Below are 12,491 nucleotides of genomic sequence, written 5' to 3'. Positions count from 1 at the left end.
TGGCGTGGGACGTGCCGTTCAACGAAGGGGTCATGACCGCGTTCGAGGTGGTCGCCGAGCCGGGAAGCATCGTCAACCCACGCCCGCCCGCGCCGATCAGCAACGGCCACCTCACCACCGGCGCCCGGGTCAGCAGATTGATCGTCAAGCTGTTCAACCAGGTGTGCCGGGCCAGTGACGACCCCGTCCTCCAGGGGCGTACGCAAGGGGTCTGGGCCGACTCCTGGACCGGCGGGATCTCGGCTGGAACCCGCGACGACGGCGGATATTTCGTGCTGTTCAACATGGACGGCGGCGGCATGGGAGCCGGCGCCCAGCCCGAGGCCGACGGCCTGGACTGCGCCGGAATGATGACGCAGATGAACAACATGCTGCCGGACGTGGAGATGAACGAGATGCTCTACCCGGTGCTCTACCTGTGGAAGCGGCTCTCCCCCGCCAGCGCCGGCCACGGCGCCCACCGGGGCGGCCTCGGCCAGGAGTTCGCCTGGACCCTGCACGGCGCGAGCCAGGTCACCCAGACCGTGTTCGCGCCCAGCGCCCAGGTGCCCGCCGACGGCTACGGGGGCGGCCTGCCCGGCGGCGGCAGTGGCCACCTCCTGTGCCGCGACACCGACGTCTGGCAGCTCATGTCCGGCGGTGCCGTCCCCACCGACGAGACGCTGTCCTCGACCGGGAGGCGACTGCTGGACATCAACCAGTACGATCTCACCGTCCGGCACGGCGACGTCTTCGTCCAGTGGATCGCCGGCGGAGGTGGCTACGGTGACCCCTTCCTGCGCGACCCGGCTCTGGTCGCCCAGGACGTCAACGACGGCTACGTGTCCGCAGCCGTCGCCGAAAGCGTGTATGGCGTGGTGTTCGACGGCGACCGGGCCGACGCCGCCGCGACCGCCGCACGCAGAGACGCGCTCCGCACTGAACGGCTGGCGGGCACGCCCCCCGCGAAACCGATCCTGGACTCGGCGATCGGCTCCGCCGGAGCCTCAGTCCCCCGCCTGGGGGCGGACGGCCACTGGTACTGCCCGGCCAGCGGCGCCCTGATCAGCACCGCCGACGACTGGCACGACGACGTCGCGATCCGGACCCGCCCCGCCGCCGAACGCCTCGCCGAACTCGGCGTGCGGATCCGGCCCCGGTCCGGAGAGCCCGCTGTCCTGCTGGACGAGTTCATCAGCCCGTCCTGCGGAACCCTGCTGGAGACCAGGATACGAGTGGCCACGCCATGACCGCCTGTCTGCGAACTATTACCCGCGCTCGGAGTAACCAGGATGAACCTCGGCGTCGAGCCCGAAGTCGGCCGCGAGCTTCGCCAGGATGCCCTGGAGTAAGCGGCGCTCCTCGTCGTCGAGCGAGGCGAACAGCTCATGCTCGTGGGCTTCCGCGATGCCGCGGAGCGCGCCCATGGTCGTGTGGCCCGCGTCCGTCAGGCGCAACTCGTGGTTGCGGCGGTCCCTCGGGCTGCGGGTGCGGGCCACCAGTCCACGGCCTTCGAGCGAGTCGATGAGCACCACCACTCCTTCATCACGGGCGGGGTGGGATACGTCGTCGGACTCGGATTGCTCGTCGCCGGTCTGGCCGTGCCGGCCCTCATCCTGAAGCTGGTGCCGGCCTGGCTGGCCTGGACCGGACTGGTCACCGCGGCGCTGTCCGAGCTGAGCTTCGTCTCGATGGTCGTCGAGCCCCTGCAGGTATTGCTGCCCATCGGCCGATTCGGCGGGGCGATCTGGCTGATCATTGTTGGCTTCCTGCTGCCCCAGACCCGAGCCGCCGCGAACCGGGAACGCCCATGATCGCCCTCGTCACCGGCGGCACCGGCGGGATCGGCCTGGAGATCGCGCGTAACCTCGCCCAGACGGGCGCGAGCGTGACCGTCACCGGCCGGGACGAGGATCGAGGCGCCACCGCGGCCGAACTCGGCGCGAGGTTCGTACGCGTCGACCACCTGACCGTGGCAGGCAATCTCTCCCTCGCGCACCGCCTGCCACAGGAGGTGTCCCACCTGGACGTCGTCGTCAACAACGTGGGCGGTGCCGCCTTCACTCGGCGAACCCGCACCGCCGAGGGCCACGAGGCCACGCTGTCGCTGAACTACCTCGGCCCCATCGCTCTTACTCAGGCGCTGCTTCCGCTCCTGGGCGACCGCGCCCGCATCGTACAGATCGTGTCCAGCGCGTACACGATGCACACCGGCGACCCCTTCACCGAGCCGGGCACGTACTCGGCGATCAGCGCATACGCGCGGGCCAAACAACTGAACCTCCTCGCGACACTGAGCCTGGCCCGCGCCCTCGCCGGCAGGGCCAGGATCAACGCCGTGAACCCAGGGATGGCCTGGACACCGGGGGTGCGGGCCATGAGCCGGGATGACGTGCCCGCGTGGCGGTACGTGTGGCCCCTCATGCGACTGATCCAACGCCGCGGTTCTTCCCGGAACGCGGCGCGCACCCCCACAGCCGCCGCCCAGTCAGCCAGATGATCCCGCTTGAACTCCTTGCCGGTGCGTTCGAGCACGCCCCGCCAGGAGCGCGGCGGCCGCTCAGGCGGTTTGTCCGGCTGTTCGCTCATGCTTCGAGCCCTACCCGGGGCTCGCAGACCGAAAGACCAGGTCAGGATCGTGGGACCAGCGGGGAGCGCCCTCCCCTCCGTGCGGAGCAGCACAGTGCACGGCACGTTCTGACCCGAGTGCTGCGGCGGGACATGAGGTGGGCCCCTCTCCCCATGAATAACAGGGGGAGAGGGGCCAGTGGGGCGGGGGATCACCAGGTGATCAAGTGGAGCGGCAGGTCAGCGCAGGCGTGGTGCCGGGCGTGCCAGTACCGAGGAAGCCGAACGTCGTCGAGGCCCCGGCGCCCAGCGAGCCGTTGTACGCGGCGTTGCGGGCCGTCACGGCGGATCCGTTGCTGGTCACTGTCGCATTCCACGACGAGCTGACCGTCTGCCCGCCGGTGAACGTCCAGGTGACCGTCCAGCCGGAGATCGCGGCCGAACCGGCGACGATGCGGACATCGGCCTGGAAGCCGCCGCCCCACGAGGACACGACCTGGTATGTGGCCGAGCAGCCCTGGCCAGGGGTGGGGGTGAGGGTCGGGGTCGGAGTCGGCGTGGGCGTTGGGGTGGGCGTGGGCGTTGGGGTCGGAGTTGGTGTGGGGGAGGGGTTCGAGCCCGTGAAGTTCACGTCGCTGCAGAAGTAGTACGACTGGTCCGAATGGCTGGCCTGCCAGATCGTGTACACGATGTGGTGGCCGGAGCGGCCCGGGGCGTTCACCTCGACGGGGGTCACGGCGCCCGTGGGGACGCGGCCCGTCTGGCCGACCAGTTCCAGGTCGCTCCAGCGCAGGCGCTGCGTCTTGGGGTTGAAGCCCTGCTTGGTCGCGTACACGCGAATGTAGTCCGCGCCGTGCAGGGCCTGGTCGAGGAGGTTCAGCGTGAAGCGGGCGGGCTTGTCGACCGTCTTCCACGCCCCGGGGACGTCCATCGCCGCGTAGCGGCCGTCCCAGGTGTTGCCGCCGCTACAGAGCTGGCCGTCGGGGATGGCCGCCTGGTGGTTACCGGCCACGCCCTCGCGGTACAGGCCGTTCCAGTTCCACATGGCCTGCGTGTCGGCCTGCCAGGCCTGCCAGCACATCGGGTCCAGGGTGGCCATCTGCGGGTTCTGGAAGTCGCTGCCCCAGCGCTGCCAGCAGCCGTAATTGCGGGTTGGGGGGTCGCTCACCGAGCCGTGAGCCGACGCGGGTACGACCAGCGCGGTGGTGAGCAGGAGCGTGGCGCCCACGGCCGCGAGCAAACTTCGGAGCAACGAGCGGGGGAGCGTATGCACGGGTTTCCTCCTAAGGTCAGGGTGCATCCGGGCGCAACAATCTCCTAACTGCTAGTCAGGAACAACGGTGATGCACGGCTGAGGGCGGGCGAACTGGGCATTCGCCGTAAGGAGGGTGAACGGTTCAATTCCGTCCGCGCCGGTGGAGGCAGCGGGTGCTGTGCGTGCCGAATATCCATCCGTGCAGGTCACAGGCCTGACTCAGGCGGCTCCGTTGCGCGCGGTCCCGGATCCGAACAACCCCCTGCATTACACCGGCGCCATGGGAATTCGGTGGCCGGTGCGGAACAGATCGGCCGGGTCGTAGGCGCGCTTCACCTCGATCAGCCGCCGGAAGTCGTGGCCGACGTACGCGTCGGCGGTTCGGCCGGTGTCGGACAGGAAGTTGAGGAAGAGGCCCCCACCGGCGTGCGGCGCCAGCGCCTCGGCGAGGCCGGGAAGCTGGGTGTCGGCGATGACCGAGAACCGGGTGTCGCGGTGGCTGACCGGACCGCCCGGCCGGGCCAGCGCGCCACCCCAGTGGCGCACCTCCACGGTGGCCTGCCGGCCCGCCTCGACCAGGGTGGCGAGCACCGCGTCCGGCAGGGCGGGGAACAGGTCGAGGTGGCGGGCGGCGGTGCCGCCCATCACGGCCTGGCCGAACGGCATCGCGGCCATGGTGTCAACGGTCGCCGTGGCGAACAGTGGCCGCAGCGCGTCCGGCGCGCTCGTGCACATGGCCTTGATGATCACCCTCTCCGGGGTCAGCACCAGCGCCGTGCTCACCTCGTCGGGGGAGGTCGCGCACCAGTCGCGGTAGGCCGCCAGGGTCTCGGCCGCCCGCTCGACCGGGAACGTGGCCGTCCCCGCGTACACCTGGGAAACCGGATACAAGCGGAACTCCAGCGCGGTGACCACCCCGAAGCCGCCGCCACCCCCGCGCAGCGCCCAGAACAGGTCCGCGTGCTGATCTGGATCGGCGGTGATCAGCTGCCCGTCCGAGGTGACCACGTCGGCACGAATCACGCTGTCGGCGGCGAAGCCGTACCGGCGGGACAGCCAGCCGAGCCCGCCGCCCAGGGTGTATCCGATCACGCCGACGTCAGGCGCGGAGCCGGCCAGCGGCGCCAGCCCGTGCGGAGCGGCCGCCGCGATCACCTGGCCCCAGCGCGCGCCCGGCCCGACCCGGGCGACTCCGCGCTCCGGATCGACGTCGACCGCGTCCATCCGGGAGGTCCGGAGCAGCAGGACGCCGTCGTCGGCGGCCACGTGGGTGCCGTGGCCGGTGCTCTGCACGGTCAGCGCCAGGCCCAGCTGCCTGGCGGTGCGCACGGCGTCGGCCACATGTGCCGCGCTCCGTGCCTCGGCCACCAGGGCAGGGTGGGGGTCGAGGCCGGGGTTGAGCGTGCGGCGTGCCTCGTCATAGCCGGGATCGCCCGGGCCGAGATAGGCACACCGCTCCATCACACGGAACATTTCAATTCTCCCCATATCCCAACGACGAACCAGGACCGTCGCTCTCGACACATTTACTCAGGCCGGTCCGACAAAATCGCGACGCCGCAGGTCAGCACCCGTCTGGCTCGCCTGGACATCGTGGGAACAGGGGTTCAACGACCGGTCACCTGAAGGCGGCGAAGAACTCGCGGATGTCGCCGAGCAGCAGGTCGGGGGCCTCCATCGCGGCGAAGTGTCCGCCGCGGTCGAAGTCGGACCAGCGCACGACGTTGTTGACCTTCTCCTCATCTCGGCGCAAGGCGATGTCCTGGACGGTGAACAGCGCCACGGCCGTCGGCACGGGAGACGGCTCCTGCTCACCCCAGGCGTGGCCGTCCTCGTAGTAGAGCGCCGCCGAGGAGCCCGCTGTGCCGGTCAGCCAGTAGATCGTGACGTGGGTGAGCAGCAGATCGCGATCGATCGCCTCGTGCGGGAGCTCCTTGGCCAGGTCCGTCATGTCCCTGATCTTGTCGATGATCCAGGCGAGCTGGCCGGCGGGTGAGTCGGTCAGGCCGTAGGCGAGGGTCTGCGGTCGGGTGGACTGGATGGCGATGTATCCCCCCGCCTCGTTCATGAACTCGTTCATCCGCCCCACCCTGGCGCGCTCGCGCTCGGTGAGCGTGGGGTCGTCCTCGCCGACGCTGGGGTAGGTCGTGCCGCCGTTGACGTGCACCGCGACGACGTTGTCGGGAGCCTCCAGGCCCAGCGCGCGGGAGATCCCGCTGCCGAAGTCGCCGCCCTGGGCGCCGTACCTGTCGTAGCCGAGCCTGCGCATGAGTTCGGCCCAGGCCGCGGCGATGCGCCGGGTCGTCCAGCCTGCCTCGCGGGTCGGACCGGAGAACCCGAAGCCGGGGATGGAGGGGATGACCAGGTGGAAGTCCCGCGACAGCGGCTCGATCAGGTCGAGGAACTCCACGATCGAGCCGGGCCAGCCGTGGGTGAGGATCAGCGGCAGGGCGTCGGGGCTGTCGGAGCGTACATGGAGGAAGTGGATGTTCTCGCCGTCGATCTCGGTGGTGAACTGCGGGTAGGCGTTCAGCCTCGCTTCCCAGGCCCGCCAGTCGTAGCCGTCGGCCCAGTAGGCGGCCAGCTCCCGCAGATAGCCGACTGGGACGCCACGGCTCCAGCCCTGGTCGCCGATCTCGCTCGGCCAGCGCGTACGGGCGAGCCGGTTGCGCAGGTCATCCAGCTCGGCCTGGGGAATATCGATGCGAAAAAGGCGAATCTCGTTGTCCATGCCGGAGACGCTATGAGCCACCTAGGCCAGGATGAGTCCTAGGTGTACGGCACATTGGATGACATGGTGGAAACCTCGGCTCGCCTGCTCCGACTGCTGTCGCTGTTGCAGACCCATCGCCAATGGTCGGGCGCCGAACTGGCCGATCGGCTCAGCGTGAGCCCGCGTACCGTCCGCCGCGACGTCGACCGGCTACGGGAACTCGGTTACACCGTGCACGCCGTCGCGGGGGTGTCGGGGTACCGGCTCGGCGCGGGGTCCGACCTGCCGCCGCTGCTGCTGGACGATGAGGAGGCGGTGGCGGTCGCCGTGGGGTTGCGTACTGCCGCGGGTGTGACCGGCATCGAGGACAGCTCGGTGCGAGCGCTGGCCAAACTGGAGCAGGTGCTGCCGTCCCGGCTGCGCCATCGTGTCCGCGCGCTGCAGTCGATGACCGTTCCCATGATCGTCGGCGGGGCCGCGGTCGATCCGGACACCCTGATCGCGGTCACGGCGGCCTGCCGCGACCACGAAACCCTGCGGTTCGACTACCGCACCCATGACGGAGGCCAGAGCAGACGCCTGGTGGAGCCGTACCGCCTCGTGGCCACCGGCCGCCGCTGGTATCTGATCGCCTACGACACCGAGCGCGCGGACTGGCGCACCTTTCGCCTCGACCGGCTCACCCTCCACAGCCCCAACGGCCCGCGCTTCGTCCCGCGCGACCCGCCCGCCACCGACATCGCCGGATACACCTCCCATGCGATATCGAGCGCGCCCTACCGTTACCAGGGCCGTTTCACCATGCGGGCGCCCGCCGCGGTCGTGGCCGAGCGCATCGCCCCGACGACAGGCACGGTCGAGCCCATTGACGCGGGGACCTGCATGCTGACATGCGGCTCCAACTCGCTCGACGAGCTGGCTCTATGGGTGGCGCTGACGGGGGTGCCCTTCACCGTGCACGAGCCGCCTGAGCTGATCGAGCACATCCGTGCGCTCACCACCCGACTCGCCGAGGCCACGTAAAACTGGTGGGCCGGGGTCCGGAGATCCCGGCCCACCAGGGCGGGTCCTACGGGGCCGGGTAATCCGTGATGTACACCGGCGCACCGATCTTGGTCGTGTCGGCCGCGTCGCCCACGCCGTTGACGACGTGGTCGATGATTCCGGCGCTGAGGTTGACGGTCATGATGTGGTGCAGCTTGACGCCCGGGGTGTTGGGCACCTCGAAGCCGTTCTCGGTGTGGATCGACGGGTTGTTCTGGTTGAAGACGTAGACCCCACCGCCGTAGAGGAGGTGCCTCTTCACGCTCCTGCCGACCTTGTAGGCGGCATAGCCCTCGACGTCGCCGTCCATCCAGTCGGCCTGGGTCGGCGGGTCGTACGGCAGCTCGTTCTGGTAGAGGATCGTCGTGCCGTCCTCGCCGTTCCAGATGGTGTTGTGCCGCTGGAAGTGCTCGACGAACAGGCCGGTCGCGGTCACGTGGTCGCCGTTGATGATGGCGCCGTTGCGGCCGGTGTTGGTGTTCCACCGCTGGGTGTCGGTGAAGCCTTCGACACCGTGGTCAGCGCGCCACACCCAGGTGTGGTCGATGAGCACGTGGTCGCTGTTGACCTCGAGCGCGGTGTTGGTCCTGCCGACGTGCGGTCCGCCGATGCGGAAGTACACGTCGGACAGAGTCGTCGGGTTGTCCGCCGAGCTGTGGCTCCTCTTGTCCTTCTTGCCCACCTTCAGCAGAACCTGCGACTTCTTGAGACCCGCGTCGATGGTCACGCCGGCGACGATCACGCCGGGGACGTCGTCGACCTCGACCGGGGTCGAGGCGTTGACGGCGGTGAGCGTGGCGTGCCCGATGCCGAGGACGACCGTGTTCGCGCGCTTGATATCGATGCTCCGCTCGATGTCGTACACGCCGGGCGTGAGCAGCAGGTGCTTGCCGCGCTCGAGCTCTTTGTTGATGACCTTCACCGAATCGCCCGGCTTCGCGATGAAGAAGTCGCTGATCGGCAGCGTATAACCCGGGGTCATGCCGTTGGCCCACGTGATGCCACGTGTGCCCTTCTGGGCGGCGGGTACGCGGACGTTGTAATTGCCCTGCGCGTCGACGAACAGGTAGGGCTTCTCGCGGCTGACGGGAGTGGTCTCGAGGGTGGTGTAGGGAGGGCTCGGGAACCCGGCCTCGGACGGTGCGCCGACGACGCCCGAGAAGACCTGGTTCCACACGGCGTTCGACCAACCGGCGACCTCGCTGTTGCGGGTCAGCCACTGCTGTTGCGATCCGTTCGTGACGGACGGCAGCTTGGAGTCGGCGATGAAGCCCCCGCTGGCGTACTGCGGGCCGGCGGTGCAGTAGTCCATGAGCGACAGGTTGCCGCCGCTGATGTTGAGACGGCGCAGGGACACCGCCTGGGAGACAGCCCAGAAGTTGGCCGACGACCGGCAGCCGTCCTGGCCGGCCGCGTTGATGTTGATCGACAGGTTGGACAGGGTGCGCCAGAAGTTGACGAGCGCGAGGCAGTTGCCGGTGCCGCCGTCCGCCAGGCAGCGGTTGTAGACCTCGACCTTGCCGTTGATGACGACGTCGGTGGGCGAGGCGCCCAGGCCGGCGATCTCGGTGTAGTAGCCGACCTTGATCTGGAGCGGCTGCTCCGCGGTGCCGTACGTGCCGGGCTTGAAGAGGTACGCGTGACGCGTGGTGCCCATCTCGTTGTCGACCTGAGCGGCGTGTTTCGCGTCGAGAGTCGCCTGGATCGAGCTGACGGGCATGCTCGGATCGAAGACGGTGACGTTCGCCCCGAAATCAGGAGCGCCATGGGATGCGGCGGTGGCGGGCGTGCCCGCCGTCATGACGGCGGTCGCGAGCACGAGACCGAACGTGAACGCCCGCCCGATCTGCCGGCGGCGGGGGCTCCGCCTCGTCACACTCCCGTCGCCGGGAGGCTTGGTCGTCATACGGTTCGTCCTTTCCGCTGCGTGCGCAGCGGTCATTTGGGAGGCTGAGACCCTTCGACGGGCGGCCGACACCGCCGGATCGCGAGAGCGCTCTCTCGAAGAAGGGGCAAGACTTGTATCAAGGACTGAAGGAATAGTTGAGATGTTTCTATCGCGTGAACTCGTCGGAGCACAAGTACACGAACTGTGAGTCGCCGCTGGGAGAAATGCATTGGTGGCCGCGCGGTATGTGCTGGCATCCTGCTCGCATGATGATCAGGGAAGCCACCGCGGCGGACTGGCCTGCCATCTGGCCCTTCTTCCACAAGATCGTCGCTGAGGGCGAGACCTTCACCTATCCGATCGATCTCAGCGAGGAGCAGGGCCGCGACTGGTGGCTTCTGTCAGCCCCGAACCGGACGGTTGTCGCGGTTGACGATGCCGGGGCGGTCCTGGGCACGGCGAAGATGAACAACAACAGCTGGGGCAATGGCTCGCATATCGCGAGCGCCAGCTACATGGTCGACCCGGCGCACTCCGGGCGGGGCATAGGCCGAGCGCTGTGCGAGTACACGCTGGAGTGGGCGCGGGCGGCGGGCTTCCGCGCGATGCAGTTCAACGCGGTCGTGGAGACCAATGTGTACGCGGTGAAGCTGTACCGGTCGCTCGGCTTCGAAGTGCTGGGCACCCTGCCGGAGGGCTTCCGGCACCCGTCGAAGGGCTACGTCGGGCTGCACATCATGCACCGAGCGCTCTGAGACACGAAATCAGGTTGACCTCTGGCCTGCTGGCGTGCGACTTCGTGCACGCAGACACCCGAAAGCGAACGCGCACTGCGAAAGGATCATCGGCACCCGACGCCGCGAGTTGCGCCCCTCACCGCGACGCCTCGACGGACGTACCCATCCCCCGTGACTCGGCGACGGCAGCCGCCGCGCGCACCAGCGCGGCCACGCCGCGGCTGCGGGAGCGCTCCGGCCAGGCGATGACCAGCGAGGCGGGAGGGCAGTCCTCGACGGGGACGTAGGCCACCGCCTGCCGGGGGTATCTCGCGGCGACCGACCTCGGAAGCAGGGTCATCGTCGCGCCGAGGCCGATGAGCGCGAGTAGTTGCGCGAGGTCGTGCACGCCCTGCTCGCCGATGTCGCGCTCCGCTCGTTCGCCGACCTCCTCGGGGCCGATGCCGAGGTCGGCGAGTCGTATCCGGGAGGCCCCGGCGAGGGCATGGTCGGCAGGCAGCGCCGCTACGCGAGGCTCGACCGCGACGACATCCGCGTCGATGCCGCCCGGGTCGTAGGGCTCGAACATGAGCGCGGCATCGGCCTCACCCGTCCGCAGCAGCCGCGTGTGCTCCCGCCAGCCGCACAGGCGCACGGCGACGGGCTCGGCATCGGGTTCGGCGGCCGCTGCGGCGAGGATGTCTTCCAGCAGGTCGCCGTCGGCATCCGCCTTGACGGCGAGCAGCACGCTGCGATGCGGTGCCGAGGCCCGTATGGCACGGCGGGCCGCCGCTTCGAGAGCCTCGAGGGCGGGTCGCGCATGAGTCAGCAGTACGGCGCCGGGCTCGGTCAGCTCCACCACTCGCGTGGAGCGCTCGAACAGGCGCACGCCGAGCTCCGCCTCGAGCTTGCGGATCGCTCGCGACAGCGCGGGGGCGGCGATGCCGAGCCGTCCTGCGGCGCGCGTGAAGCTGCGTTCCTCCGCCACCGCGACGAAGTACCGCAAGGGTCGGGACTCCGCTGCCATGCCCACACACTATTGCCTGATCGGCATCGTGATTGATGCCTTTCCGGTCATGGTCGGTGCCGGATCGGTCGTTCCTCGAGACCTCGCCTCTCCCGCAGGCTGGTGCGGCAGCAGGGCCCACCGTGGAATGGAGAGAGCATGCGAGCAATCGTCATCGAACGCTTCGGCGACACCCCGGGGCTCAAGGAGCTGCCCGTGCCCGAGCCCGCCGGCGGCCAGGTGCAAGTCGCCATCGAGGCGGCGGCGACCAACCCGCTGGACCTGGCCATCGCCTCCGGGTCGCTGGCGGCGCTCGGGGAGTATCGGTTCCCGCTCACGCTCGGAATGGACGGAGCCGGCACCGTGACCGCGATCGGCGATGGCGTCACGGAGTTCCGCGTGGGGGATCGCGTCTTCGGCCAGTTCTGGGGCCGGCCGCTGCAGTTCGGCACCTTCGCGGAGGTCTGCGTGGTGCAGGCGGTGCCCGCGTTCGGCGCGCTGGCGGCCACCCCCGACGAGCTGCCGAGCCACGTGGCAGCCGCGCTGCCGACCGCCGGTATGACCGCGCTCGGCGCGATCGACCACACGCGGGTGCCCGCGGGCGGCACGCTGGTCGTCATCGGCGCGACGGGAGGCGTCGGCACCTTCGCGGTGCAGGCCGCCGCGGCCCGCGGGATCCGGGTCATCGCGACGGCCTCCGCCCAGGTCGCCGAGCAGGTGCGAGGACTCGGCGCCATCGAGATCGTCGTCCGCGGCGCGGAGCCCCTCGACCTGGCCCTGCGGAGGCTCGCGCCCGAGGGCGTCGACGCGATCCTGGACGTCGTCGGCGACCGGTCCATCGTGAGCAGCGTGGCCGGCGCCGTGCGGGACGGCGGGGCGCTGTTCTCGACCGCCCTCGGCCTCGACGAGAAGCTCCTCGCCGACGAGCGCATCCGCACCGCGAACTACCGGCTCGATCGCAAGCCCGAGCGGCTCGCCGAGCTCACGAGGCTTGTCACCGCAGGCGCCATCCTGCCCATCATCGGCGCGAAGCTCCCCATCGAGGAGGCGCTGCGAGCCCTCACCGGCGACGTCGAGCTCACGGGGCTGCGCGGCAAGACCGTGCTGCACGTGCGCTGACTGGCGGCCAGGCAGACCAGCCGTAGAGGATCTTGTCGTTGGCGGAGTTCCTCTTTCCGGGGTTGGAGAAAGGCGACCAACCTTGAATTCTTGGCGAGTTTCTCTGGGGACCCGCTCGGGAAACGTATTACCACGGCCTCGACAAGGCTCTGGCGGATCACGGGGGGATCATGACCCATCTCATCGTATGCTGCGATGGTACC

12 protein-coding genes are annotated in these 12,491 nt (G+C 69.5%); 6 read left to right on the top strand and 6 right to left on the bottom strand.

All coding sequences use genetic code 11. The annotated features are described in order from the left end of the window. A partial coding sequence (locus tag ABGB08_RS53520) for a hydantoinase B/oxoprolinase family protein (RefSeq protein WP_347607951.1) occupies positions 1 to 1,229 on the top strand: 1,229 nt, incomplete at its 5' end. Positions 1,230 to 1,247: 18 nt separating this feature from the next. Here the strand turns inward: ABGB08_RS53520 and ABGB08_RS53515 are convergent. Next, the gene (locus tag ABGB08_RS53515; RefSeq protein ID WP_347607947.1) at positions 1,248 to 1,511 is read right to left on the bottom strand and encodes a hypothetical protein; all 264 of its coding nucleotides are present in this window, start codon (positions 1,509 to 1,511) and stop codon (positions 1,248 to 1,250) included. Between the two features lie 24 nt (positions 1,512 to 1,535). On the opposite strand from ABGB08_RS53515, the gene ABGB08_RS53510 reads away from it, so the two are divergent. Next, the gene (locus ABGB08_RS53510) at positions 1,536 to 1,793 is read left to right on the top strand and encodes a hypothetical protein (RefSeq protein ID WP_347607944.1); all 258 of its coding nucleotides are present in this window, start codon (positions 1,536 to 1,538) and stop codon (positions 1,791 to 1,793) included. Beyond that, positions 1,790 to 2,479 (top strand): SDR family NAD(P)-dependent oxidoreductase, encoded by a 690-nt coding sequence (locus ABGB08_RS53505; RefSeq protein WP_347607941.1) that lies wholly within the window; start codon positions 1,790 to 1,792, stop codon positions 2,477 to 2,479. The genes ABGB08_RS53510 and ABGB08_RS53505 overlap by 4 nt, the downstream gene beginning before the upstream one ends. A gap of 291 nt (positions 2,480 to 2,770) precedes the next feature. On the opposite strand, the gene ABGB08_RS53500 is transcribed toward ABGB08_RS53505, so the two are convergent. The 3 genes from ABGB08_RS53500 to ABGB08_RS53490 all read right to left on the bottom strand — a co-directional run bounded on the left by ABGB08_RS53500 (position 2,771) and on the right by ABGB08_RS53490 (position 6,533). Next, positions 2,771 to 3,799, bottom strand: coding sequence for a lytic polysaccharide monooxygenase (locus tag ABGB08_RS53500; protein ID WP_347607938.1), 1,029 nt, complete (start codon positions 3,797 to 3,799; stop codon positions 2,771 to 2,773). A 270-nt stretch (positions 3,800 to 4,069) separates the two neighbouring features. Continuing rightward, positions 4,070 to 5,275 carry an FAD-binding protein gene (locus tag ABGB08_RS53495; protein ID WP_347607935.1) on the bottom strand — a complete coding sequence of 402 codons (1,206 nt, stop codon included), beginning with the start codon at positions 5,273 to 5,275 and terminating at the stop codon, positions 4,070 to 4,072. A gap of 145 nt (positions 5,276 to 5,420) precedes the next feature. After that, positions 5,421 to 6,533, bottom strand: a complete 1,113-nt coding sequence (locus tag ABGB08_RS53490) for an epoxide hydrolase (protein ID WP_347607932.1) — start codon at positions 6,531 to 6,533, stop codon at positions 5,421 to 5,423. A 63-nt stretch (positions 6,534 to 6,596) separates the two neighbouring features. Here ABGB08_RS53490 and ABGB08_RS53485 point away from each other — a divergent pair, with 63 nt between their 5' ends. Then, positions 6,597 to 7,538 (top strand): WYL domain-containing protein, encoded by a 942-nt coding sequence (locus ABGB08_RS53485; RefSeq protein WP_347607954.1) that lies wholly within the window; start codon positions 6,597 to 6,599, stop codon positions 7,536 to 7,538. A gap of 46 nt (positions 7,539 to 7,584) precedes the next feature. Here the strand turns inward: ABGB08_RS53485 and ABGB08_RS53480 are convergent, their stop codons facing one another. Next, on the bottom strand, positions 7,585 to 9,465 hold the full coding sequence (locus tag ABGB08_RS53480; protein WP_347607929.1) for an adenylyl cyclase: 1,881 nt from the start codon (positions 9,463 to 9,465) through the stop codon (positions 7,585 to 7,587). A gap of 248 nt (positions 9,466 to 9,713) precedes the next feature. Between ABGB08_RS53480 and ABGB08_RS53475 the strand changes: the two genes are divergently transcribed. Further along, a complete protein-coding gene (locus ABGB08_RS53475; protein ID WP_347607926.1) occupies positions 9,714 to 10,202 on the top strand; it encodes a GNAT family N-acetyltransferase in 489 nt (162 codons plus the stop codon). A gap of 118 nt (positions 10,203 to 10,320) precedes the next feature. On the opposite strand, the gene ABGB08_RS53470 is transcribed toward ABGB08_RS53475, so the two are convergent. Then, positions 10,321 to 11,190, bottom strand: coding sequence for a LysR family transcriptional regulator (locus ABGB08_RS53470; RefSeq protein WP_347607923.1), 870 nt, complete (start codon positions 11,188 to 11,190; stop codon positions 10,321 to 10,323). Positions 11,191 to 11,328: 138 nt separating this feature from the next. On the opposite strand from ABGB08_RS53470, the gene ABGB08_RS53465 reads away from it, so the two are divergent. Continuing rightward, a complete protein-coding gene (locus ABGB08_RS53465) occupies positions 11,329 to 12,288 on the top strand; it encodes an NADP-dependent oxidoreductase (protein ID WP_347607920.1) in 960 nt (319 codons plus the stop codon). Positions 12,289 to 12,491: the final 203 nt, after the last annotated feature.

Source organism: Acrocarpospora sp. B8E8 (assembly GCF_039871605.1).
Taxonomy (GTDB): domain Bacteria; phylum Actinomycetota; class Actinomycetes; order Streptosporangiales; family Streptosporangiaceae; genus Acrocarpospora; species Acrocarpospora macrocephala.
This window is presented reverse-complemented; position numbering and strand designations above follow the sequence as displayed.

What these genes read in the sequence shown, in the direction of transcription:
- ABGB08_RS53505 (WP_347607941.1), top strand. Translation starts at nt 1,790, where the DNA reads ATGATCGCCCTCGTCACCGGCGGCACCGGCGGGATCGGCCTGGAGATC.
- ABGB08_RS53495 (WP_347607935.1), bottom strand. Translation starts at nt 5,275, where the DNA reads ATGTTCCGTGTGATGGAGCGGTGTGCCTATCTCGGCCCGGGCGATCCC.
- ABGB08_RS53490 (WP_347607932.1), bottom strand. Translation starts at nt 6,533, where the DNA reads ATGGACAACGAGATTCGCCTTTTTCGCATCGATATTCCCCAGGCCGAG.
- ABGB08_RS53485 (WP_347607954.1), top strand. Translation starts at nt 6,597, where the DNA reads ATGGTGGAAACCTCGGCTCGCCTGCTCCGACTGCTGTCGCTGTTGCAG.
- ABGB08_RS53480 (WP_347607929.1), bottom strand. Translation starts at nt 9,465, where the DNA reads ATGACGACCAAGCCTCCCGGCGACGGGAGTGTGACGAGGCGGAGCCCC.
- ABGB08_RS53475 (WP_347607926.1), top strand. Translation starts at nt 9,714, where the DNA reads ATGATGATCAGGGAAGCCACCGCGGCGGACTGGCCTGCCATCTGGCCC.
- ABGB08_RS53470 (WP_347607923.1), bottom strand. Translation starts at nt 11,190, where the DNA reads ATGGCAGCGGAGTCCCGACCCTTGCGGTACTTCGTCGCGGTGGCGGAG.
- ABGB08_RS53465 (WP_347607920.1), top strand. Translation starts at nt 11,329, where the DNA reads ATGCGAGCAATCGTCATCGAACGCTTCGGCGACACCCCGGGGCTCAAG.